We start from the raw sequence: 580 nt of genomic DNA on the forward strand, positions 1-580 counted from the left end.
TGCCAAAGATTTCTGGTGTCAGCAGGTAACGACCAATGATGGCCAAATCGCTAGGTGCATCCTCAACGGCCGGCTTTTCAACAAAACGGCTCACGTTGAACAGCCCAGGCTTAACCTCGTCGCTAGGGTCAATAACGCCGTACGCAGAAACCTCTTCGTGAGGGACACGCTTAACGGCGAGAATGGAGCTGTGGGTGTCCTCGTACTCGTTAATCAATTGCTTGGTCAGCGGTACCTTGTCACGCATCAAGTCGTCGCCAAGCATCACCACGAATGGCTCGTCAGCAACGAAGGACTTAGCCAAACGTACGGCATCGCCCAGACCATTCGGGTATGGCTGACGCACGAAGAACAGGTTCACACCGATGTCAGTCGTGGACTTAACCATGTCCAACAGGCGATCCTTGTGCTTAGCCGCTAAGTTTTGTTCCAGTTCCGGTGCGGAGTCAAAGTGGTCCTCGATGGAACGCTTCTGCTTGCCTTCAACAATCAGAATGTCCTCAATTCCGGAAGCCTTGGCCTCCTCAACGATAAACTGAATGGTTGGCTTGTCCACGATGGGCAACATTTCTTTGGCCAA

Annotated in this window: 1 protein-coding gene; it reads right to left on the reverse strand. The window is 52.4% G+C overall.

Annotated elements, in window-relative coordinates:
• The coding region (locus LPA02S_RS11380; protein WP_169798393.1) for a UTP--glucose-1-phosphate uridylyltransferase at positions 1-580 on the reverse strand (580 nt) is incomplete at both ends.

This window comes from Lacticaseibacillus pantheris DSM 15945 = JCM 12539 = NBRC 106106, assembly GCF_001591865.1.
GTDB classification, from domain to species: domain Bacteria; phylum Bacillota; class Bacilli; order Lactobacillales; family Lactobacillaceae; genus Lacticaseibacillus; species Lacticaseibacillus pantheris.